Annotated in this window: 18 protein-coding genes and 1 pseudogene; 10 read left to right on the forward strand and 9 right to left on the reverse strand. The window is 59.6% G+C overall.

The features are described from left to right. Positions 1-106: 106 nt before the first annotated feature. Positions 107-715 carry a dTMP kinase gene (locus ACQRAX_RS04045; RefSeq protein ID WP_412039328.1) on the reverse strand — a complete coding sequence of 203 codons (609 nt, stop codon included), beginning with the start codon at positions 713-715 and terminating at the stop codon, positions 107-109. 583 nt (positions 716-1,298) lie between these two features. On the opposite strand from ACQRAX_RS04045, the gene ACQRAX_RS04050 reads away from it, so the two are divergent. Beyond that, the gene (locus ACQRAX_RS04050) at positions 1,299-2,657 is read left to right on the forward strand and encodes an 8-oxoguanine deaminase (protein WP_412039327.1); all 1,359 of its coding nucleotides are present in this window, start codon (positions 1,299-1,301) and stop codon (positions 2,655-2,657) included. Positions 2,658-2,905: 248 nt separating this feature from the next. After that, positions 2,906-3,937, forward strand: a complete 1,032-nt coding sequence (locus ACQRAX_RS04055; RefSeq protein WP_412039326.1) for a hypothetical protein — start codon at positions 2,906-2,908, stop codon at positions 3,935-3,937. Here the strand turns inward: ACQRAX_RS04055 and ACQRAX_RS04060 are convergent. Together ACQRAX_RS04060 and ACQRAX_RS04065 are read right to left on the reverse strand one after the other, a co-directional pair. Further along, on the reverse strand, positions 3,864-5,030 hold the full coding sequence (locus ACQRAX_RS04060; protein ID WP_412039325.1) for a site-2 protease family protein: 1,167 nt from the start codon (positions 5,028-5,030) through the stop codon (positions 3,864-3,866). The two genes, ACQRAX_RS04055 and ACQRAX_RS04060, sit on opposite strands and share 74 nt — an antisense overlap. Before the next feature lie 123 nt (positions 5,031-5,153). Next, positions 5,154-5,576, reverse strand: a complete 423-nt coding sequence (locus ACQRAX_RS04065; protein ID WP_412039324.1) for a hypothetical protein — start codon at positions 5,574-5,576, stop codon at positions 5,154-5,156. A gap of 169 nt (positions 5,577-5,745) precedes the next feature. Between ACQRAX_RS04065 and ACQRAX_RS04070 the strand changes: the two genes are divergently transcribed. The 4 genes from ACQRAX_RS04070 (at position 5,746) to ACQRAX_RS04085 (ending at position 11,057) form a co-directional block, all read left to right on the forward strand. Beyond that, positions 5,746-6,438 carry a response regulator transcription factor gene (locus tag ACQRAX_RS04070; RefSeq protein WP_412039323.1) on the forward strand — a complete coding sequence of 231 codons (693 nt, stop codon included), beginning with the start codon at positions 5,746-5,748 and terminating at the stop codon, positions 6,436-6,438. Then, positions 6,438-7,799, forward strand: a complete 1,362-nt coding sequence (locus ACQRAX_RS04075; RefSeq protein ID WP_412039322.1) for a HAMP domain-containing sensor histidine kinase — start codon at positions 6,438-6,440, stop codon at positions 7,797-7,799. The genes ACQRAX_RS04070 and ACQRAX_RS04075 overlap by 1 nt, the downstream gene beginning before the upstream one ends. Positions 7,800-7,872: 73 nt before the next feature. Beyond that, complete coding sequence (locus ACQRAX_RS04080; RefSeq protein ID WP_412039321.1) at positions 7,873-10,122, forward strand: TonB-dependent siderophore receptor; 2,250 nt, start codon at positions 7,873-7,875, stop codon at positions 10,120-10,122. 20 nt (positions 10,123-10,142) lie between these two features. After that, on the forward strand, positions 10,143-11,057 hold the full coding sequence (locus ACQRAX_RS04085; protein ID WP_412039320.1) for an alpha/beta hydrolase: 915 nt from the start codon (positions 10,143-10,145) through the stop codon (positions 11,055-11,057). A gap of 25 nt (positions 11,058-11,082) precedes the next feature. Here the strand turns inward: ACQRAX_RS04085 and ACQRAX_RS04090 are convergent. Then, positions 11,083-11,493: pseudogene (locus ACQRAX_RS04090) on the reverse strand (tetratricopeptide repeat protein); the annotation flags it as partial. Positions 11,494-11,964: 471 nt separating this feature from the next. On the opposite strand from ACQRAX_RS04090, the gene ACQRAX_RS04095 reads away from it, so the two are divergent. The 3 genes from ACQRAX_RS04095 to ACQRAX_RS04105 all read left to right on the forward strand — a co-directional run bounded on the left by ACQRAX_RS04095 (position 11,965) and on the right by ACQRAX_RS04105 (position 13,642). Beyond that, on the forward strand, positions 11,965-12,228 hold the full coding sequence (locus ACQRAX_RS04095; protein WP_412039319.1) for a hypothetical protein: 264 nt from the start codon (positions 11,965-11,967) through the stop codon (positions 12,226-12,228). Positions 12,229-12,644: 416 nt separating this feature from the next. Then, the gene (locus tag ACQRAX_RS04100; RefSeq protein WP_412039318.1) at positions 12,645-13,454 is read left to right on the forward strand and encodes a DUF2092 domain-containing protein; all 810 of its coding nucleotides are present in this window, start codon (positions 12,645-12,647) and stop codon (positions 13,452-13,454) included. Continuing rightward, positions 13,451-13,642 carry a hypothetical protein gene (locus ACQRAX_RS04105; RefSeq protein ID WP_412039317.1) on the forward strand — a complete coding sequence of 64 codons (192 nt, stop codon included), beginning with the start codon at positions 13,451-13,453 and terminating at the stop codon, positions 13,640-13,642. Before ACQRAX_RS04100 ends, ACQRAX_RS04105 begins: the two co-directional genes overlap by 4 nt. Positions 13,643-13,673: 31 nt before the next feature. Here ACQRAX_RS04105 and ACQRAX_RS04110 read toward each other — a convergent pair whose 3' ends face one another. Genes ACQRAX_RS04110 through ACQRAX_RS04120 form a run of 3 tightly spaced genes read right to left on the reverse strand, consistent with a single transcriptional unit; the run spans position 13,674 to position 17,574 of the window. After that, positions 13,674-15,905 (reverse strand): xanthine dehydrogenase family protein molybdopterin-binding subunit, encoded by a 2,232-nt coding sequence (locus ACQRAX_RS04110; protein ID WP_412039316.1) that lies wholly within the window; start codon positions 15,903-15,905, stop codon positions 13,674-13,676. After that, positions 15,902-16,897 carry an FAD binding domain-containing protein gene (locus ACQRAX_RS04115; protein ID WP_412039315.1) on the reverse strand — a complete coding sequence of 332 codons (996 nt, stop codon included), beginning with the start codon at positions 16,895-16,897 and terminating at the stop codon, positions 15,902-15,904. Before ACQRAX_RS04115 ends, ACQRAX_RS04110 begins: the two co-directional genes overlap by 4 nt. Continuing rightward, positions 16,897-17,574: a (2Fe-2S)-binding protein gene (locus tag ACQRAX_RS04120; RefSeq protein WP_412039314.1), complete on the reverse strand. Its 678-nt coding sequence runs from the start codon at positions 17,572-17,574 to the stop codon at positions 16,897-16,899. The genes ACQRAX_RS04115 and ACQRAX_RS04120 overlap by 1 nt, the downstream gene beginning before the upstream one ends. 550 nt (positions 17,575-18,124) lie before the next feature. Here ACQRAX_RS04120 and ACQRAX_RS04125 point away from each other — a divergent pair. Beyond that, on the forward strand, positions 18,125-18,898 hold the full coding sequence (locus ACQRAX_RS04125) for a ParA family protein (RefSeq protein WP_412039380.1): 774 nt from the start codon (positions 18,125-18,127) through the stop codon (positions 18,896-18,898). 121 nt (positions 18,899-19,019) lie between these two features. Here the strand turns inward: ACQRAX_RS04125 and ACQRAX_RS04130 are convergent, their stop codons facing one another. Together ACQRAX_RS04130 and ACQRAX_RS04135 are read right to left on the reverse strand one after the other, a co-directional pair. Beyond that, complete coding sequence (locus ACQRAX_RS04130) at positions 19,020-19,526, reverse strand: DUF3015 domain-containing protein (protein WP_412039313.1); 507 nt, start codon at positions 19,524-19,526, stop codon at positions 19,020-19,022. 159 nt (positions 19,527-19,685) lie between these two features. After that, positions 19,686-20,237, reverse strand: coding sequence for an ATP-dependent Clp protease proteolytic subunit (locus ACQRAX_RS04135; protein WP_412039312.1), 552 nt, complete (start codon positions 20,235-20,237; stop codon positions 19,686-19,688). Positions 20,238-20,282 lie beyond the last annotated feature (45 nt).

A 20,282-nucleotide genomic window follows, 5' to 3' on the forward strand; every position in this document is an offset into this window, starting at 1 on the left:
TCATGGTGATCCATCGAATACTGCTGAACTTCGCAGCAGTCCCCTGCACGCAAGCAAGCGAATGCGTACGATATGATCGCTTCGGTTTTACGTTGCCTACAGGGCATCAAAGCAGTCTGTAGATCTCAGCAATCACCTGCAACGTCGCGTCTTCGATCGTTCCTTCATTACGGCACAAAAACCAGCCGTGATCTGAAATCGCTTGCTCGAACGCTATGGTAGAAGCGACATGCTCTTCCAGCTTATGCATCACCGTACTGCCCAGCCCACGTGATCGTGCCGCTGCCCTCGCCCATGAAGTATCAGGGGCGGTGACAACCCCGACATGCAGGTCTGGCGCTCGCACGTTTCGATCAATGTTCATCTGCAAAATCTCTGCAAACGGGACCAGCCGGCGAAACGCGGCATCAGACGGGTACCAGCGATCAATCAACACGATGCTGTCGCGTGGTTGTTTGGTCAGTACATGCTGGGAAATCCAGGCACGGCTATCAGCAAAACGCTGACAAACCCCCAACTCAAGATCCCGGCTGGGATTTCTGACGAGCTGGTTAACGAGGGCCATTGTCTCCCCCCGGTAGGGGTCGCTTTTTTTCTCGCAAAGGCGGATCACCTTCTTGTTGTCTGCCCTCAGCGCTTTCGTGACGGCTTCCAACAGTGTGGTTTTGCCGGTGCCCTTGGGCCCATCCAGAGAAACAAAAAACGGACGATTCATTCTTAAACTAACGATTGATGATTGATGCACACTCTAACCTAGTTTTCTGGCTAGCGGCCCCCAAACCCAGGAAGGCAGCCACCTATGATCATCAGTTATCGCCGATGAACCTTTGCTACCCTGCGCCACGAGCGCTAATTTTCTGTATACAAAAATAAATACTTCTGGTTACATTGCGCCACGCCTACGACACCGGTAATCGCCGATGCGTATTGCGACGGTCTCACGCCATGCAACACCCATTGCTGCTCGTCCCCCTCGAGCGCCATTCACGAACGTCCTCCTGCGGCGCATTCGTTTTTATCCCGTTTCCCAACACCTCCTGGACCACCTCCGACTACCTGCCGATGCGCCAGGGTTCTTCGGGTGGACTGGATCACATGCTCAATACCTTTCACCACCGTGCAGATAAGCCCAGGACAAGCGCCTCGATAGCGTCCCTGGGCGCGTATGCCCTGACCGATCCTGCCAGCAAATAGTTGCCCCCCTGCAGCGCCTGGTTGACAGGGCTTCGTGCAAGCCGCAAACCGTGCCTGCAACACACCCACGTTGAAACCGGCCTTCAAGCCGGAGAGGAATATCCATGCCCAAGACTTTACTGGTCAAGAACGCCGAACTTGTGGTGACCATGGACGGTGAGCGCCGAGAGATCAGGCGCGGCGGCCTGTACATCGAGGACAACCTGATCAAGCAGGTCGGCCCTAGCGAAACTCTGCCACAGGAGGCCGATGTGGTCCTGGACATGACCGGGAAAGTGGTCATTCCTGGCCTGGTCAACACACACCACCATATGTACCAGAGCCTCACCCGCGTCGTACCGGCGGCCCAGGATGGCGAGTTGTTCAACTGGTTGACCAACCTGTACCCCATCTGGGCACGACTGACGCCAGAAATGATCGCAGTGTCGACCCAGACGGCGATGGCTGAGCTGATTCTGTCCGGCTGCACCACCTCCAGCGACCATCTCTACATTTATCCCAACGGCTGCAAGCTCGACGACAGTATCCATGCCGCCGAGGAAATCGGCATGCGCTTCCACGCAGCGCGCGGAAGCATGAGCGTAGGTCAGAGCCAGGGCGGTCTGCCGCCTGATTCAGTGGTGGAGAACGAAAGCGACATCCTCAAGGAGTCTCAGCGTCTGATCGAGGACTACCATGATGCCCGTCATGGCTCGATGCTGCGCGTGGTCGTGGCGCCCTGCTCGCCTTTTTCGGTGAGCCGCGACCTGATGCGTGAAGCCGCAGTGCTGGCGCGCCAGTACGGTGTGTCGATGCACACGCACCTTGCCGAGAACGTCAACGACATTGCCTACAGCCGTGAAAAATTCGGCATGACGCCTGCCGAGTACGCCGAGGACCTGGGCTGGGTCGGTCACGATGTCTGGCACGCTCATTGTGTGCAACTCGACCAGCACGGCATTGAGCTGTTTGCGCGTACCGGTACCGGCGTCGCCCATTGCCCATGTTCGAACATGCGCCTGGCCTCGGGGATCGCGCCGATCCGTAAGATGCGCGACCACGGCGTACCGGTGGGCCTGGGCGTCGACGGTTCGGCCTCCAACGATGGCGCCAGCATGATCGGTGAAGTACGCCAGGCGCTGCTGTTGCAGCGCGTCGGGTTTGGCCCCGATGCGATGACCGCCCGCGAGGCGCTGGAAATCGCCACTTTAGGCGGCGCCAAGGTACTCAACCGTAACGACATCGGTGCGCTGGCGCCGGGCATGGTTGCCGACTTCGTCGCTTTCGACCTTGGCCATGTAGCCTATGCCGGTGCCCATCACGATCCACTGGCAGCGCTGGTGTTCTGCACCCCGACCCACGTTGACACCAGCGTGATCAATGGCCGTGTAGTGGTCAAGGACGGTCGTATCACCACCGTCGACCTGCCTCTGGTGCTGGAACGCCACAATCAGTTGGCCCGCCAGCTAGTCTGCGGCGACTGACCTGTTCAGGCCGTTGCGCTCAACGCTGAGTGCAACGGCCAGACACCCGTTCTGCATCCAATGCGACAGGGACCTGCTGACGATGTAGAGGGGCAGCACCGCATCACAGTGCCGGTCCGAACCGGTGCCCATCGGGCGCTCAGTGGAAAACACAAGCCACGGCCGTAATTGCGCAGCGCGGTCAATACCGCCGGCATTGCCCATCGGCTATGATGATCGCCCGTCAGACAGCTGGACGTCCGGTCTTCATGCTCAAACCCTTGGCCGTTCTGGCCCTCGCCAGTGCTGCTGGCTACGCCAATGCCGCGCCCAACGACCTCGCCGGTGTTTGGAAAGGCACCCTCGGCAAGTCGTCGATCACCGCTTGCTTTAACGCCGCCCCCGACAGCAATGGCAGCTACTACTACCAGCGCTTCCTAACGCCGATTCAGCTAAGTCAGGAAAAGGCCGGTGAACCCTGGGCTGAAGAGGGCAACACGGGGCTCTGGCAACTGGACGCCCGCCAAGGTGATACGTTGACCGGAACCTGGAACAAGGCCGCAGGCGGCACGCCGTTGCCCTTGGCCCTGACACGCTCAAGTGCCGAAGGCTGCGGCGGCGATGCCTTTAACGCGCCAATGGAGGCGGCACCGCTGCCCGTCAAGGCAGAGAAAAACACCTTCGGCGAGCACGCCTATCAGGTCAGGACCCAAGGCGCCCAGGTCACCTTAAAGCTGGAGGGGAATGAGCCGGCTATTGACAAGATCAATCAACACCTGGCACGTCTGGCCATCGGCCCCGAGGGCCAGAACGCGTTCTTCAGCGAGCGACGTGAATACCTGGGCCGCAACGGCTCCGCCTACACCAGCGAGATCAGCGTTGCCCCCACGTACTGGTCGTCTCAGTGGATCACCGTCAGGTTTTACCGCTGGAGCGCAGGCTTTGGTCGCAACGGCATCAGTTGGGGCTTGCACACCTGGAACCTGCAAACCGGTGAAAGCGTCGATCCCTGGACCTGGCTCGGTACGCGTTTTGAGTGGTACAGCCCCTTCTCCGGGTATGTCAATCTGCCGACAAATGTCGCCACCTGGCTCAAGACCCAGGCCACGGCGGACAGCGACTGCCCCGACGTGGCGAGCTACGAGAACTACGACCTGAGTTTCGACACCCAAGGCATGCGCCTGGCCAATCAGCCCACCGGCGATGGCTGTGACGTTGACCTGACCTTCAGTTGGAAACAGCTGGAACCGATGTTCTCGGCACAGGGGCGGGCAGCGCTGCCGAGCTTGCAGGTGCCGTGAGCAACACCTGGATGTAGCCGGTCAGCCGTTCTTCTCGCGGGCCTTGCGAGCGATCCTGGCTGTTATGGGCCAGGCGCACGGCCTGTCCCACACAGTGCATCATCTGCTTGCCATCGCCCGCAAGCGCAGCGCGCAGCGCCAGGCAGCGCGGCCGGAAGCTTGGCGAACACCAGTCGGTTTCGTCGTTGAACAGATAGCCCTGCAGCTCGCCGGCATCGCCCTCAAGCATCGCCCGGGAGAAGGTCAACTCCGCACGCACAATGGCAAGCAGTAGCATGCAGTGCATCAGCGCCAGGGGGTGCGATGCCAATAGGGCCTCCAACTCATCCCCAAGCGCCACGGCACCTGCCCAATCCGCCCGGTTTTGCCGGGCATATACGCGATAACCCAGCGCACTCAACGACGCTGGCAGCGGCTCGGCACCCAGGTAGTCAAGATCGGCACCGGGCAAATCCTCAGCCTGCGTACCCGCAACACTCAGGGCGATCAGCCGCACACGGGCCAGCGCCTGGCCCTGTTCATCTGGTTTGTGCAGCCAGGCTAGAAATCCCGCACCATCACTGACCCGCCCCGCCCCGACCGTGGGCACCAGGTTGGCCAACCCTGTGCTCAGATTGCACACCCCGAGCGCCAGCACCAGCGCGGCGAACGCGCCGCCAAGCAGCGGATAAAGAACCAGGCACAAGCCCGCGAGCAACAGGTTGAGCAACGGCCCCATCACCGTGAATACCAGCATGGCCCGACGCAATGGCTGGTGCGGCGGATGCGCTGCCATGACATAGCCGCCCAGTGGCTGGCCTTTGGCGCGGCGCGACCAGCGCACCTTCCAACCACGTCGCAGCGGTTGAATCTCCATGGCCAGCACCCGCACCGACAGCACCGTCATGCCACACCATTTGGCGCCCAGATAATGCCCGCCTTCATGCACGCAGAGGCTGACCACCCCGAGGAGGAAGGCCATGAACATGGCTGAAAACGGCTGCAGGCCGATATCAATACTTTCGCCCAAGATGAGCGCTGGCAGAAAAAAGCCTACGGCGCCAATGATCAGTTGCAGCAGTACCAACAGCCGATGGATCCCTTTGAACAGCATTATCGAGTCCTTTATAAACGGCCACGCTGGCGTGCCGGGTCAAGCGGGCCGCGCATTGAAACACCGGTATTGGAGCCAGATCAATTTTCATTCTCAGACCAATCGACCGGGCGCTGCTTCACCTCACATCAGGCAATAAAAGTCGCTGACTTGTGCAACAATCTCACGCTTGTCGTTGTACAACCGACCTTCAGGCGTGAACGCCATCGAGCGCCCCTCAAGCACATAACGTTTGCCCGCTTCGAAATGCGCGTAATTGAAGGTCAGGTAACAAAGGCGTACGGACGGGCCACCCATCAAGCCTACGCCCGCGCCGCCGGCCACTTCGAAGTCAAACCGAACGATCAGTTCATGGCTGCCAGGGGTGACTTGGAAAAAGCGCCCATCGCTCAGCCTCTGCTTATCCAGGCGCTCAGCCAAGAGCAATCGGTCATTAGGGAATGGCGTAGAGAAATCGACCCAGGCCATCTGTGGATTCGCCACCGGCAACGGCGCCTGACAACCTGCGACAACACAGGCAGCGAGTAACAGCATCAAGGTACGCATGTTGAATGTCCAAGGGTTAGGCGCTCAGCATAACGCCGACCAGAAAGGTTGGCAGCCCGTTTGCGGAGGCTTGCTCGTCACTCCCCTGTGACGCTTCGTACAATTGCACAGCCTTGATAAAAATGAGATATTCGCGACTGTGAACCATTCTCATTAAATCAAAGAAATCATGCCCCCTAACCTGCTTTTGGTAGAAGACGACGCTAGGCTGCGCAACGATCTGACCGCGCACTTCCGCCAGCGCAACTTTGTCGTCACCGCCTGCGCAGACGGTTCCCTTGGGCTGGTCGCTATACAGACCAAGCGCTTTGACCTGGTACTGCTGGATATCATGCTGCCCGGTCTGGACGGGTTATCGCTGCTCGAATCCTTGCGCTGCAACCAGAACATACCGGTGATGCTGATGTCGGCGCTGGGTGCCGAGCAGCACCGGATTACCGGTTTTACCCGGGGCGCCGACGACTACCTGCCCAAGCCGTTCAGCCTGGCTGAACTGGATGCCCGCGTCGATGCGCTGCTGCGGCGCATAGCGATGGTACAACGTGCACCGACGACCCGGCAGGACGGCGCGCTGCTGTTTGACGAACCCGCTCAGGACATCACCCATCAAGGCCGCTACGCCGGCTTGACTGCTTCCGAATACCGCTTGCTGGTCACCCTGTACGAGCACCCGGGTGAGGCCTTGAGCAAGGTGTTTCTCTATCAGCACGTGCTGCACCGGATCTACACCCGCCTCGATCGCGGGCTTGATGTGCATGTCTGCAATCTGCGGCGCAAGCTGAGCGCGGTCGGTGCAAACCATCTGCAGATCCAGGCAGTGCGCGGCCAGGGCTATCTGCTGGTAGACACGGAAAAAACCTGATGCGTCGCCATCCCTTGCTGTGGAAGCTGGCGCTGTTGCAGGTCTGTTTCTGCCTGTTGTTGACCTGGTTCATCTGGATCTGGGGCCTGTCGGCGGAGCGTCAGACCTATTTCCTCGACCCCGCCGACCGCATTTACCTGGCGCGCTACGCGCAGCAGGCCCAGGACATCTGGCGCACAGAAGGTGAGCTCGGGATCGAGCGATTTCGCGCCGAACTGTCGGCCAAAGAAGACACTTGGGTGGCGATCATCGGCCCGCACCTGCAGAGCCTGGGCAGTACACCTCTGAGCGCTGAAGAAGCCAGCCACCTGACCTTCATGCGCAAACTCGACTGGCCCATGAGCCGCCGCCTGCAGGATGAGTTGCCGTATGTCAGCATCGAGTTTGCGCAGTACCCACAACAGGGGCGTCTGGTCCTGCAACTGCCCGAGCGCCTGCTGCCCGGCGGCCTCACGCCCTGGACCCACCTGATCAGCCACGGCCTGCTGCCGACCCTATTGGCCGCCCTGCTCGGCCTGTTGATCTATCGCCACCTGGTGGTACCGCTCAACCGCCTGCGTAACCGCGCCGATGCCCTGCGTGCCGACGACCTGGACAGCGACGGGCCGGGCATGCCACTGCTCGACCGGCGTGACGAGCTCGGTGAACTGGCGCACGCCTTCGAGCATATGGCCGAGCGCCTGCGCCAGAGCCTGGGCCAGCAGCGAATGTTGCTGCGCACCTTGTCCCATGAGCTGCGCACGCCTCTGGCGCGTCTGCGTATTGCCCATGACAGCGGCCTGGCGCCGGAGCAACTACGCCAGCGCCTGGACCGCGAAATCGACGATATGCAGCGCCTGCTGGAAGACACCCTGGACCTGGCGTGGATGGACACCGAACGCCCGCAACTGCCCAGCGAACCGGTGTTGCTGCTCTCGGTATGGGAAGCGCTGCGCGAAGACGCTTGTTTCGAAAGTGGCTGGGATCCGGTGCGTTTGCCTTGCTCCCTGGGCCTCGACTGTTGCGTCCAGGCACACCTCGACAGCCTGGCTCAAGCCTTGGAAAACCTGTTGCGCAACGCCATCCGCCACTCGCCGGTAGACGGCCAGGTGAGCTTGAGCGGACGCCGCGAGGGTGACTGCTGGCACCTGTGCCTAAGGGATCACGGTCCCGGAGTCGACGAGCAGGACCTGGAACGGATCTTCCTGCCCTACCAACGCCTGGCCAACCACAGCAGCGAGGGCTTCGGCCTCGGCCTGGCCATTGCCCGCCGCGCTATCGAGCTGCAGCAGGGCCGTTTATGGGCCAGCAATGGCCAGCCCGGGCTGTGCCTACACCTGCTGTTACCCGCGGCAGAGGGCGAGAAGTGTTTAGAAAGTTAATGCGCTTTACTATCAAACAATAGTTATTATCATTCGTGATCTTCCCGTTCCACGCTGTCCCCGGAGATCAACGATGTCGTCCCGTTCGCTGCGCCCTTTGGTTCCCTTCCTGCTGTCCAGCTGCTACCTGCTGTCCTGCGCCGTACACGCCGCCACCGAAAACCCTGAGGACAGCCAACCGCCGGCCCTGGTACTGCAAACCCAGACCATCGTCGCCACCGCCAAGGAAGAGACCAAACAGGCCCCCGGCGTGTCAGTGATCACCGCCGAAGATATCCAGAAGCGCCCGCCCGCCAACGACCTGTCACAAATCATCCGCACCATGCCGGGGGTCAACCTGACCGGCAACTCCACCAGCGGCCAGCGCGGCAACAACCGGCAGATCGATATCCGTGGCATGGGCCCGGAAAACACCTTGATTCTGGTGGATGGCAAGCCAGTGGGCAGCCGCAACTCAGTGCGTTATGGCTGGCGCGGCGAGCGCGACAGCCGTGGCGACACCAACTGGGTGCCGGCCGATCAGGTCGAGCGCATCGAGGTTATCCGTGGCCCGGCCGCTGCCCGCTACGGTAACGGTGCGGCTGGCGGGGTGATCAACATCATCACCAAACAGGCCGGGGCCACGACCCACGGCAACGCCACGGTCTACACCAACTTCCCGACGCACAAGGACGAAGGCGCAACCAAGCGCATGAGCTTCGGCCTCAACGGGCCGCTGACCGAAAACTTCAGCTACCGGGTCTACGGCAATGTGGCCAAGACCGATGCCGACGACTGGGATATCAACCAGGGTCACGAATCGGCGCGCACCGGTAATCAGGCCGGGACGCTGCCGGCGGGCCGCGAAGGCGTGCGCAACAAGGACCTCAACGGCCTGCTGAGCTGGCGCCTGAGCCCGGAACAGACCGTGGATATCGAGGCCGGCTTCAGCCGCCAGGGCAACCTCTATACCGGCGATACCCAGAACACCAACAGCAACGCCAATGTGAAAAGCATGCTCGGCCATGAGACCAATCGCACCTACCGCGAAAACTACTCGCTGACCCATCGCGGCGAATGGGACTTCGGCAGTTCCATGGCCTACCTGCAATACGAAAAGACCCGTAACAGCCGCATCAACGAGGGGCTGGCCGGCGGCACCGAGGGCATTTTCAGCGATACTAACTTCTACACTGCAGTGCTGCGCGACCTCACTGCCCACGGCGAGGTCAACCTGCCCCTGCACGTTGGCCTGGATCAGACCCTGACCCTGGGCAGCGAATGGATGCAACAGAAACTCGACGACCCAAGTGCCAACAGCCAAAGCACCACTGAAGGCGGTGCGGTCGATGGCCTCACCAGCAGCGGTCGTGACACCTCGTCGTCGGCGCAGATCTTCTCGCTGTTCGCCGAAGACAACATCGAGCTGGCGCCCGGCACCATGCTCACCCCGGGCCTGCGCTTCGACCACCACAGCATCGTCGGCGACAACTGGAGCCCTTCGCTCAACCTGTCCCATGCCTTGACCCAGACGCTGACCCTCAAGGCCGGTATCGCCCGGGCCTACAAGGCGCCGAACCTGTATCAGCTGAACCCCGACTATCTGCTCTACAGCCGTGGCCAGGGCTGCTACGGGCAAACCACCAGTTGCTACCTGCAAGGCAACGAGAACCTCAAGGCCGAGACCAGCGTCAACAAAGAACTGGGCCTGGAGTACAAGGCTGACGGCTGGGTGGCTGGCCTTACGTACTTTCGCAACGACTACAAGAACAAGGTCGAGTCCGGCCTGGCGCCGGTGGACCAGGCTTCAGGTGGCAGCGGCAGCAATGCCAACGCCGCGGTATACCAGTGGGAGAACGTACCCAAAGCACTGGTCGAAGGCCTGGAGGGCACCCTGACCATTCCACTGGCCACGCAACTGACCTGGAACAACAACTTCACCTACATGCTGCAATCGAAAAACAAGGAAACCGGCGATTACCTGTCGGTAACCCCTCGCTTCACCCTCAACTCGATGCTCGATTGGCAAGCCAGCGACGACCTGTCGCTGCAGGCGAGCGTGGCCTGGTACGGCAAGCAGACACCGAAGAAATACGACTACCACGGCGACCGCGTGACCGGCAGCGCCAACAACCAACTGTCGCCCTACGCCATTGCCGGCGTCAGCGGCACCTACGCCATCACCCGCAACCTGAGCCTGACCGCCGGGGTCGACAACCTGTTCGACAAACGCCTGTACCGCGAAGGCAACGCCCAAGGCGTGAACAACATCGCAGGCGCTGGCGCCGCGACTTACAACGAACCCGGCCGCACCTTGTACACCAGCCTGACCGCATCGTTCTGAACCTATAACGAGATCGCCTGATGAGATTTTTTACCCGGCCCCTGGCCTGGGCCTTCGCAATGCTGTTGCCTGGGCTTGCACCCCAGGCGCAGCCGGCGCCGGACCAGTCGATGGACACACGGCTGCTGCAACGCCAGGATCTGCCCTACCGCTTCAGCAGCCTGCAACTGGACTCGGCCGACGGCCAGCGCCATTACCAGCTTTGGATCGGCCAACCGCGCTACCCTGCCCCCAAAGATGGCTACCCAGTGCTATGGATGCTCGATGGCAACGCTGCAATCGGTGCTCTGGATGCCGAGCAGCTCAAGCGGCTGGAGCCAAGCCGTGCGCCGCTGCTGGTGGCCATCGGTTACCAGACACCGCTACGCATAGAGCGCACCGCCCGCACCTTCGATTACACTCCGCGTCTTGCAGGGGTGGCGAAGCAGGAAGATCCACTGACTGGGCAACCCAGCGGTGGTGCCGACGCGTTTCTCGAGCTGCTGCGCGAACGCATCCAGCCGACTGTAGCCGCGCAGGTGCCGATCGATACCCACGAGCAAACGCTATGGGGGCATTCCTACGGCGGCCTGTTGGTGCTGCATGCGTTGTTCACGCAGCCGGGAGCGTTCCAGCATTATGCGGCGGCCAGCCCATCGCTGTGGTGGGGAGATCAAGCGATCCTCACGCACACCCGGGGCCTGGCGCAGCGCCTGCACGGACAGCACGCTCAGCTCCTGTTGATGCGCGGTAGCGCCGAACCCGCCACCCCACGCGGGCCGGTCGACCCGCAAGCGGAGCGCCTGACGCGACAATTGCTGGAGGCGCTGCAAGGAACAACTGGATTGACGCTGAAGTATCACAACTTCGACGGGCTCAGCCATGGCCAAACCCTGGCAGCATCGCTGCGGTATGTGCTGAAAACGCGGTACTCACGGGATACTGCCGAGCGGTGAACAGCACACCTTTGGGCCGCCCCTACAACCCCTCCTGCACGGCGACCATATCGGCTGGGGTGTTTGAATCCCGGGCCTGCTGCGCGGCCTGAATCAACTGGAAGTTACGATTACGTAAACTGACGTTGCGACCAACCCGCAGGTTTGAGCGCGCTGCCAATGTTTCAGCCTGCTGGTATTGCCCCTGCTGAAGACGCAACACTCCCAGGTAATGTAGCGTCGCCGGGTTGTTTGGCTGGATATGCAGGGCACGTTCGAGCGTGGCAGCTGCTTGGTCCAACTGGCCATTTTCATACTGGCGTGAGGCGGTTTCAATCAAGGTGGTGGATGCACTGTTGCTTTGTGCATGTGCGCTTCGCTCGGCAGCCACCGAACAAAGCGGAGCACCCGCGCAGAACGCCAGGATGATGCCCGGTAGCAGATGCAAGAAACCCAGCCCAAGGCCGGGTCTCTGCGTACTGAATGACGGTTTCAAAGACAACCATCCACAGCCGAGCCAATCGGCGAAAGTTCGCTAGGCAACAGTGCTGTTGTCCCCAAGACAAATGCACTGGCAACGACGGCCACCAGGGTTTGCTGCATGATTTTTACGCCTCCAAAGGCGAGTATCTAGGTGAAACGTCAGACCTGCGGCCAGTGTTTAAGTTCTTGCCCGGCCAACAAAATGCGAAGGTGCGTTTACCGAGCATGATTCAGTTTGAGGTCTCTCCAAGGCTCACGTTGTAACCCCAATCGCTGCACCCACCTTGCATCGCCGTCCTTGTAGGATGGCTTATATCGTCCTATCGTTAATATTCCCACCCCAACGAATTTTTTTCGTTCTGCGCGGCCCAACCACCTCGGTCAGCGCCTGCAGTGGATGACAGCGACACGAAGTGATTGAGTACTCTGGAACAGGAGGAAGATCATGATTCGCACATACTATTTGACCGCCCTGACCACACTGGCCATTGCAGCCGGCAGCGTGTGTGTTCCCACGTTGAGCTACGCGACCGACCAGGCGGACCAACGTCAGGAATCGCGTGATACCAAACAGGAAGGGCGCGACGCCGCTCGGGAAACCAAGGAAGAATGCAAGGAAGGTGATGAAAAGAGCCGGGCCGACTGCCGCCAGGACAAGCGCGACACCAAGCAAGATACCCGCGATACCGCTCGCGATATCAAATACTAGCGGCACCCTATGCAAGAAGCCCAGCACCGAGCTGGGCTTGCGCATTAATTGAAAGTCTCAAAACCCATCAGTCAACGCTCGCTCGGCAGTTGCCTGAACGAGAGCAATTGACATCCCCCCCGGCGACTACCCATTACAGGTGGTTTTCTCTATCGCCCTGATTGTCCACTATCGAGAACAGACAAGTTGTGACCGGAAACGTGAAGGTCATACCTGCTTCGTAGCAGCAGGCATCTTTGGTGCTGTGGGCGGTCACCCTCCTCTATCAAAAATAGCCTGCTGCTACTTTTTCTTTGTCGATCTGCGTCAGCACGGCTTCAGATGAGTGGTCGGCAAAGGGACAGCAGGCAAAAGGTTATGCAACTAACGTTATAGATCCGCACTGCCACTTCGGCACTCTTAAAGCGGTGACCCCGATGGAAAAGATCGCCAAAACGTTGATCGGATCCTCAGTTGCCCGCATCAACCAAGCGGGTCTGCTATTGATCATTGGATTTGCCACGGCAACCACTGCGCACGCCGATGAGGCATACGCTAAAACCCAACTCAAGAACATGTCCGACTATATGTCGGCGCAAAAAAGTCTGTCATTCAACTATGACACCCTCCTTGAAGTCGTCACCCAAGATCAGCAGCGACTCGCATTGGCCGGGTCCGGCATGGTGGTGATCAACCGCCCTGACAAGATACGCAGTACGCGGGCCAGTGGCTTTGCCGACATTGAGATGCTCTTTGATGGCAAGACCCTGACTCTGTTCGGCAAAGGTAAAAACCTTTACGCGCAGGTGCCAATCCCGGGGGACCTTGATCATTTACTCGATGTACTCAGGGATCAATACAACAGGCCGCTGCCGGGAGCCGACCTGTTCATGTCCAATCCCGAGAAACAATTGATGGAGGGAGTAACCGACATCAAGGACCTGGGCAGCGGTGTGATGGGTGGCGTTGAATGCGACCACCTGGCCTTTCGAAAAAAAGAAGTGGATTGGCAGATATGGATCGCCCAGGGCGAACACCCCTACCCGTGCCGGTATGTCATCACTTCAAAACTGATTGCCGGTGGGCCGCAGTACAGCATTCAGCTGAGTGACTGGAAAACGGCTGAGGCGGTCGCGACGGATGACTTCACGTTCAAAAATTCTAGCCAGGCGAAAAAGATTGACCTCAAAGACCTGCCAAACACCGAGGACTTGCCGAGCAACTTTTTAAGAGGAAAAGACCAATGAACCTGTTGATCAAATCGGCTGGCTTGCTTGTCATCGGGTTGGTGCTGCTGTGTGCCCTTGAGGTTGGCCAAAGCCTGTCGATTCCGGGTATCCACAGTTGGATTTCTGAAGCCAATGCAGTCGTTGGCCGCCCTCTCACGCCCGTGAGCGTAGCCGGGGTAGCCAGACGCACATCGCGACGCGACTAATTGAATAGACTGACCGCGGTGCTTTTCCGGGTCAGGTACTGGTCGTGGGCATGCCCTCCATCAACTTTTCAAGACTGATCGGTAAATCACGCACGCGCTTGCCCGTAGCGTGGTACACCGCGTTGGCCACTGCCGCAGCCAATCCAGTGATGCCGATTTCGCCAATTCCGCGAGCACCGAACTCATTGAGGTTGTAGTCGGGATAGTCGAGCAGGATCACCTCAATCTCCGGCTGATCGGCATGCACCGGTACCAGATACTCGGCATAGTTGTTGTTAACCGGCATCGCGTTGCGTTCGTCGTAATCGGTAGCTTCGAACAGCGCCATGCCTATCGCCATGACAATTGCACCTTCGACCTGGTTTCGCGCGGTCTTGGCGTTGACGATCTTGCCTACGTCGATCGCACTGACCACCCGCGCCACCCGCAACCGGGATATTCCCGGGTCCCAGCGCACCTCGACAAAATGCGCGCCAAAGGAGCTGAAGGCATGTTTGGGCTTCTCGACCATGCCAGTGCTGGCCTCGCCTTCAGCACTGGCGATCTTCAGGCGCTTGAGTACGTTGGCAAAATCTTCGCGCTGATCACCCGCTGATAACGTGCCGTTGCTCACCATCATGGCCTCGGGCTTGACGTTGGCCATGCCGCCCTGCTCGCTCGCGGCGAACCCTTTAAGCTGCTCAAGTGCCTTGCGTGTGGCTTCGGCGACCGCTGGCAACACGCTGGCGGTGAGCCACGACCCTCCAGAAACAGGCGCTGGGGGAAACGATGAGTTGCCCAGTTGCACATCGATTTTGTCCATCGGCAAGCCGGTCAGTTCACTGACGCATTGGGCAATCACGGTATAGGTACCGGTGCCAATATCCTGGGCGGCGCAAAATACTTGGGCACGGCCATCGGACTTAATCGCCACCCGTGCCTGGGCGGGAGTGCGAAAGGCATCCCAGTTGCACTGGGCCATACCGTAGCCGATGACTTCATGGCCATCGCGCATGCTGCCAATGCCCGCTTTACGTGTGGCCCAGCCAAAACGCTGAGCGCCCTGCTCCAACGCTTCTCGCAGGTGATTGCTCGACCAGGGCAGATTGTCCTGCTCATTGTGTTCGGCGAAGTTGAGCTGTCTGAACCCCAGAGGATCCATCTGGCATTTCTCGGCCAGTTCGTCGATGGCCGATTCAAGGGCAAACAGGCCGGGGGCGGCGCCCGGTGCGCGCATCGAGGTGGGAGCACCGCGGTTGACCTGGACGATGCCATGGCTGATTTCAACATTGGCACAGGCATAAAGGCTGGCGCTCATGCCGCCGCAGTTCTCGACATAGTTGTCACCAAAGCCTGCGGTATTGAGCGACTCATGTCGCAACGACACCAGCTTGCCCTCGGCATCCGCGGCCAAACGCATGCGTTGGCGGGTTTGTGGACGGTGCCCTACGGTGGTGAACATTTGCGCCCGTGGCACCACCAATTGTACCGGCCGCCCCAACTTTTTCGCCGCAGCGCACGCGGCTATACAATGTGGCCAGACCCACAGTTTGCTGCCAAAGCCTGAACCTATGAACGGTGCTCGCACCTCCACCTTTTCAGGTGGCAGGCCAAATACCTGCGCCAATGTGTTGCGCTGAACCACCACCGATTGCGTGGCTTCGTACACCACCAGGCGGTCACCCTCCCAGATCGCGACCGTCGCGTGCATTTCCATGGGGTTATGGGTTTGCACCAGGGTGCTGTAGGTCTGATCGACTTGCTGTACGCCATTATCGAAGGCTGCCGCCGGATCGCCGCGCTTGTGGCCCTGACCGCCATCGGCCGGCGCTTTGTGTTTCAAACCTTGGGCAAGGTTGGCAATCGCCGCACTGGCGTTGTAGGTAACCGTGACCTTAATTGCCGCCTCGCGGGCATGTTCAAAGGTATCGGCAATGACCAGCGCGACAAATTGCCCGGCATAGAGGATGCGTTCATCCTCGAACGGTAAACGTTTCTCGTCGGTGCGTGTGCCGGTGAGTACCCCAGCCAATGAAAATGGCACCGGTGAGGTGTGAAAAGCCTCAGGGAAGTTACCGTGGTGCAGAATGTCGATCACGCCGGTGCTGCGCCGGGCCGCTTCGCTGTCCAGGGACTTGATCGAACCACTGGCCACCGTGCTGAACACGCCATAGGCGAACAGCATGCCTGGTGGATGTTGATCTGCGGTATACAGGGCCTGCCCGGTTACCTTCAGGCGGCCGTCAATGCGCCGGGGCGATCCGCCGATGATGGATTCGCTCATGCTGCACCTCCGCGGCTCAAGGTCATCAGATTGCGTACGATGGCCTGCTGGCCAAGCGCAATCTTGTAAGCGTTATGAGTAAAAGGTACAGCGCCTTGCAGGGCCATCGCGGCAATCTTGGCAAATTGTGCCGGGTCAGCGGTTACACCGCGCAGCGCCTGTTCGGCCTCCAGTGCCCGCCAGGGCTTGGTGGCAACGCCTCCCAGGGCAATTCGCGCTTCTTTGATCACCTGGCCCTGCATCACCAGAATGATTGCACTGGACGCCAGGGCAAACTGATAAGAGGCCCGGTCACGTAACTTCTGGTAAGCGGATGTATTGCCCGCCAATGGCGCAGCCAGCGTCACGTGGGTGATCAGTTCATCTTTAGCCAGTGCATGCTCTTTCCAGGGTGTATTGCCAGGTAACAGGTGAAAATCCAGAAAATCGATTGCCCGCGTCCCTGAAGGCCCCAGCACTTCTATCGTGGCGCCAATCGCTGCCATGGCAACGCACATGTCCGAGGGATGGCAGGCAATGCACTGGTCGCTGGTCCCCAGCACCGCATGCACACTGCGATTATGGCCGCCGATCGCAGCGCACCCAGAACCCGGGTCGCGCTTGTTGCAGGCCGATACACCGTCGCGAAAGTAGTTGCAGCGTACCCGCTGCATCACATTGCCAGCGGTGGTGGCCTTATTGCGCAATTGGGTGGTGGCACCGCTGAGCAGCGCCTGCGACAGTACGGCGTAGGCCTGCTTGATTCGCAGGTCATGGGCAAGCTGGGTATTGGTGACCATGGCGCCAATCCGTGTGCGGCCATCGCTCAACACCTCAATCTGGTTCAATCCCAGGGTATGTACGTCGATGACACGATCAGGCTGCATGACGTCGAGCTTGACCAGATCCAGCAGCGTGGTGCCACCTGCCAGGTACGCGCTGGCCGGGTTACGCGCATGCAGTGAAATCGCCTGTTCAGGGCTGGTGGCGCGCAGGTAGTCCAAGGGTCTCATCAGCTGGCCCCCTGCATCTTGCCCCGCGCGTCCTGGATGGCAGCGAGGATGTTCTTATAGGCGCCACAGCGACAGATGTTGCCGCTCATGGCCTCACGCACGCTGGCGTCATCCGCACCGATGTTCGGGTCGTTGAGGATGGCGACTGCCGTCATGATTTGCCCCGAGGTGCAGTAACCGCACTGAAACGCATCGTGGGCCCAGAACGCTTCTTGCAGCGGGTGTAGCTGACCATTGCGCTCCAGCCCTTCAATGGTGGTGATGTCGTCGTCCTGGTGCATGGCCGCCAATGACAGGCAACTGTTCACCGGCTGGCCATTGACGTGCAAGGTACAAGCGCCGCACTGGCCATGGTCACAACCTTTTTTGCTGCCGGTCAGTTGCAGGCGATCACGCAACACATCCAACAGCACAGCATTGCCGGGGACATTGAGGGTATGTGACTGACCATTGACCTTGAGGGTGATGCGCTGCTCACCTTTGACCAAAGGTTTATCGCTGTCGTTGATGGGTGTTTCTGCTTGCCTGGATTGTGCCCATACCGGTGCTGTAGCCGCAGCCATGCCGGAAATCCCGAGGGTGCGCAAGAAGTTGCGCCTCGAAGGCGTGGCCAAGGCGTTGAGCACTAACAGCGGATTGTCGGGATCGGTAACAGGCTTGTCAGTAGGAGCGGTCATGGCGGCGGTCCTCATTGGCTATTCATGGGATCAGCTCACGGGTTCAGTTCCTTTGCGTTCATAACGCGAACTGGCTTCAAGGCTAGCCGACAAATGCGCTGTAGTGCGTCCACTACAGCATTTTCATGTCTCCCTGATGCTGCGTGGCTGTCGCTGTGCGTCAGTATCTCGCCAGTACACAGTCTGCAGAGGAGATAGCTGATGAACATGGCCTTTGCGCGATTTCGGTCCAGGGTCCATCAGGCCTGGATCATCGCTTACGCGTTTACCCATCGCGGGCATCCTTGCATGGCCTTGGCGCGTAACCCCACCACCCGGCGGCCAGTACCGTGCAACCCCGTGGCAGCCCTGATGGCGGCCCAAGAAGCTGAAGAAGCAAAGAGCTTGGCATGGGTGATGCACAGGCAAAGTCAGAGGGTTCAGCCGAAATAGCAACAGCCCGCTACGCTGAGGATGGTTACCTGTCTTATAAATGAAACCTTTCGGTCATATTATCGCCGTTGCTCCTGATTTTTTATTCGGCCGCAGGACTTACAAGGATCTTAGCCGCATGCGTCGCGTCGTATTCAATCAGAAAGGTGGCGTTGGCAAATCCAGCATCGCCTGCAACCTTGCTGCCGTCAGTGCTGCCGAAGGGTATCGCACACTGCTGGTGGATCTTGATTCCCAGGCAAACTCCACGCATTACCTTACTGGCCTGAGCAACAATGATATTCCCCCGGGTATCGCCGACTTCTTCAAACAGACCTTATCCAGCGGCCCGGCCAGCAAAAAGTGTCGAGTGGCAATCACCGAGACGGCTTATGACAATTTGCATCTGGTGACAGCAAGCCCGGAACTCACCGATCTGCAGCCAAAGCTTGAGAGCAAATTCAAGGTCAACAAACTGCGCAAGCTGTTGATTGAGCTTTCCGAAGACTACGAGCGCATCTACATCGATACGCCGCCCTCGCTCAACTTCTACACCTTCAGCGCCCTGGTCGCGGCGGACAGGCTGCTGATCCCGTTTGACTGCGACAGCTTTTCGCGCCAGGCGCTGTATAGTGTGGTTGCGCAAGTGAATGACTTGCGCGACGACCATAACCAGTCGCTGCAGGTCGAAGGTGTGGTAGTCAATCAGTTCACTGCCCGCACCGTGTTGCACCAGACGCTGATTAACGAACTACTTGCCGAGGGCTTGCCTGTGCTGCCGGTCTATCTCAGCAGCTCGATTAAAATGCGCGAGTCGCACCGTGCGTCAGTGCCTATCGTGCATTTGGCACCCACTCATAAGCTGGCGAAGGAATTTACCCGTTTGCTGGGTGCGCTGGAGCGCGCAGCCTAGCTGTATCGCAGTGGCGCAATAGTGACGTCGAAGCAGCCAAGGGCGAGCACCAGGCTCGCCCCTCGCTACTGCCACCGTCAATTGCTGCCTCCTCTGCCCACGCCTGTGCAAGCGCCGCCATTCAGCTCGGCATCTTCGCGTAGCGCGCCAATTGCGGGTCGCTGCTCATGACATTCAAGGTATTGCTCAGCACCTGTTCCCCGGTCACATCCGGCGTTGTGAAGATTGTGGCGAAGTTCTGGTGGGTAACTTGGGCGAAATGGGCGCGATCAGCCGGGTCGATGCCCAACAGCGTGGCGTAAGCGTTCAAGGCTTCACCCTGGCCCTGAGCCATGTCTTCGGCAATGGTATCGAGCATATTGTTCATTGCCAGCCATGAGCGGCCACCGTACCCCAAGTGTGCTTTTGAATCGCAACCATTGGTCCCTGAGGTCAGGCCGAAGGTGGCGTTACCCGACGTGCCGTTGGTGGTGGTTGCCAACAGGTGTGGGAACAAGCCGTTTTTGCCTTCGAACAGCATGTTGCCCCAGCCGCAGCCATTGCCACCAGCCTGGTCAGCATGCGCCAACGCCCCGGCGGTGCTCAACAGACCGATAACAAACGCGTTTCGAACAAGTTTGTGTGTCATGAGCGGTGTTCCTCTGTGATGAGATGTGCCTTTACAGACATCAGGTAGCCTAGCTGCAGGATCTGCATCATTCCAACTTCGGCCTGTCGCCGCAGCGCCCTACCCGAATGCGCAGGCCTCCGCTTGGCGCTGAGCTACGCCGTGGACTGGTGATACGCATCAGGCATGCACACTCCATTGGCAAGCATCGGCGGCGACAGGGGCGTCATCGATAGCCTGAATCATGCCGGTTCGCAGTGCCTCTTGGGGCGTGAGGATGCGTGGGTAGGCCATCAGGTAGCGTGGAATATCCAGCGGTTCTGCTGCTCCTCGGGTACGTTCGGCGACAATCTCGGCGTACAGGCGTAGGTCGTAGTCCAGGCTCATGGCATATTCGGCCATCCGTGCATGGTCCACAGAGCCGTGCACGGTCCAATGAAAAGGGTGAAATAGAAACTTGCTGTGTGCACAGGCCGTGCGCTGTTCACCCGCCAGGAACAGAATGTTGCCCATCGATTCCACCGTCCCCAGGTTGTGGGTATGCACCGGCAGCGGCAAAGCACGCAGGAAGTTGTACAGCGTGAAGCCGTAGCTGCACTCACCGCCCATGGTGGCGATATTGATCTGCAACACGTCGGCGCCCTCGCGCTGAGCACGCGCACAGGTGGTGATGAAGTTGCCGCAGGTGGATGAATTGATCGGGCCGGTGAAGTGGATGATGTGCCTGGCCATGGTGGCCTCCTGTGATGGCGAGTCATTCCAGTTAGTGCGGCGAAC

It is taken from the genome of Pseudomonas sp. UM16 (assembly GCF_050312595.1).
Lineage (GTDB): Bacteria > Pseudomonadota > Gammaproteobacteria > Pseudomonadales > Pseudomonadaceae > Aquipseudomonas.